At 62.3% G+C, this 2,531-nt stretch carries 2 protein-coding genes; one reads left to right on the top strand and one right to left on the bottom strand.

Features of this window, described 5'->3' with window-relative positions:
* Positions 1–493 (bottom strand): serine/threonine protein kinase (locus tag WDA27_15535; protein ID MFA5892336.1); only part of this gene is annotated, 493 nt, incomplete at its 3' end.
* Positions 494–519: 26 nt separating this feature from the next.
* Between WDA27_15535 and prlC the strand changes: the two genes are divergently transcribed.
* Positions 520–2,531: oligopeptidase A (gene prlC, locus WDA27_15530; GenBank protein MFA5892335.1), on the top strand; the 2,012-nt coding region annotated here is incomplete at its 3' end.

The following is a 2,531-nucleotide window of genomic DNA, read 5'->3' as shown; positions in this document are numbered from 1 at the left end:
CGCCGAATTCAGCGACCGACAACGTCGGCCGGTGCTGGAACGATTCCGCCGCGCCCAGACGATGCAACCGCCCGAGAAAACGCCCGAGGAGTTTGCGATCGTCGCTGGTATTCAGTTCCGGCGCGCGCCCGGGGCGCCAGGGGAACAGCGCGAAACCAAAGCCGGCATGACGGTGCAGCGTGCTGCCGGCATGCGTGAGTGGCGCCACCACCGGAATCTCGTGCTCGGCGAGCATCTGCGCAAAGCTGTGTTCCTCGAGGATGGTCGCGTCCGACCAGCGCTGCGGGCGGTAGAACTTGGCGACCAGGACGCCGTCGTTTTCCGTGTCCACACGGTAAACGCGGTTTTCGTAGCTGTTGAGCGCCAGCAGCGCGCCCGTCGCCCGGACGCCGAAGGTTTCGACCGCGTCGAGAATAACTTCCGGTGTCAGGGCGTCGTAAGGGTGCGTGGTCATGGTGAAGCAGCGCGCGTCCGTGTTACATTTTCCGCCCATTTCGCGGTTATCACCAGACAAATCTCATGCAAAATCCGTTGCTCGATATCTCGGGACTGCCGCGTTTCGCCGCGATCCGTCCGGAGCATGTTAAACCCGCGCTCGATACCCTGCTGGCCGACAACCGTCGCGCGCTGGAGCAGTTGCTCGCGTCCGTGACGCAGTGCAACTGGGATAACTTCGCGCAGCCGATCGAGGATATGAAAGAGCGATTGGCGCGGTTGTGGTCGCCGGTGTCGCACCTTAACGGCGTGCTGAACAGCGATGCGTTGCGCGCGGTGTACAATGAAAACCTCCCACGCCTGAGCGAGTATTACACCGAGCTGGCGCAGGACGAGCGGCTGTATGCCGGTTACAAGGCCATCGCCGCTTCGCCCGACTATGCCCCGCTGACGACGGCGCAGAAAAAAATCATCGACAACACGCTGCGCGATTTCCGTCTCGCCGGTGCCGAGTTGCCGGTGGACAAGAAGACATGCTTCAAGGAAATCCAGAAAGAGCTTTCCCGGGTGACGAGCCGGTTTTCCGAAAACGTGCTCGACGCGACCCAGGCGTGGGAGCTTTTGATTACGAACGAAGCCGACCTCGTCGGTCTGCCCGAGTCCGCGCGCGCGGTGGCGCAGCAGGCGGCGCATCAGCAAGGCAAGGCCGGCTGGCGCTTCACGCTCGAAGGCCCGTCGTATATCGCCTTCATGACCTACGCTGACCGGCGCGATCTGCGCCAGCAGATGTACGAGGCGTTCGTGACGCGCGCCTCCGAGGTCGGGCCGCATGCCGGTCGTTGGGACAACGGCGAGTTGATTCCAAAGGTATTAAAGCTGCGCACTGAAGCCGCGGCGCTGCTGGGTTATCCGAATTACGCGGAATACGCGCTACAGACGCGCATGGCCAAGAGCGTTGCCGAGGTCATGCAATTCCTGCGCGACCTCGCGCGCCGCGCCCGTCCAGCGGCGCAACAGGAGGTCGAGGAACTCAAACGCTTCGCGCAGGAACCGCACGGCGTGACCGCGCTCGAATCCTGGGATGTGGCGTATTACTCGGAGAAGCTGCGGCAGCAACGCTATGCCATCTCACAAGAAGACCTGCGCCCGTATCTGCCGGAAACCAGAGTTGTGCCCGGCATGTTCGAGGTCGTGCGTCGTCTCTACGGTCTCGATATCCGCGAGCAGCGCGGCGTGCAGGTATGGCACCCCAACGTGCGTTTCTTCGAGATCCGCGACAGCGCCGGTGAGTTACGCGGGCGCTTCTACATGGACCTGTACGCGCGCACCAACAAGCGCGGCGGCGCATGGATGGACGACTGCATCGCGCGCAAGCGCTCGGCCGATGGCGTGCAGGTGCCGGTGGCTTACCTGGTGTGCAACTTCTCGCCGCCGGTGGAAGGCCGGCCGGCGTTGTTTACGCACGACGAGGTGACGACGCTGTTCCACGAATTCGGCCACGGGCTGCACCACATGCTCACGCGCGTGGATTACGTGGGCGTGTCCGGCATCAACGGCGTGGCTTGGGACGCGGTTGAGCTGCCGAGTCAGTTCATGGAAAATTGGTGTTGGGAGCGAGCGGCGCTTGACCTGATTGCCGCGCACCACGAGACCGGCGCGCCGCTCCCGCAGGCGTTGTACCAAAAGATGCTCGCTGCGCGGAATTTCCAGTCCGGTATGCAGTGCGTGCGCCAGATCGAGTTGGCGCTGTTCGACATGCGTCTGCACAGCGATTTCGAACCGACGGGACCGAAAACCGTGCAGCAACTGCTGGAAGCGGTACGCGCCGAGGTCGCGGTGCTGTTCCCGCCCGCCTATAATCGGTTTCAGAACGGTTTCACGCATATTTTCGCCGGCGGCTATGCCGCGGGTTACTACAGCTACAAATGGGCCGAGGTGTTGTCGGCCGATGCGTTCTCGAAATTCGAGGAAAATGGCGTGTTCGACCAACGCACCGGAATGGAATTTTTAAACCACGTGCTCGAACGCGGTGGCAGCGAGGAACCCATGGAATTATTTGTTCGCTTTCGTGGCCGCAAACCGACGGTGGACGCATT

The organism is Actinomycetota bacterium (assembly GCA_041658565.1).
In the GTDB taxonomy this organism is placed as follows: domain Bacteria; phylum Actinomycetota; class AC-67; order AC-67; family AC-67; genus JBAZZY01.
Note: the sequence above shows the minus strand (reverse complement) of the source record. Positions and strands in the feature narration are given on the sequence as shown.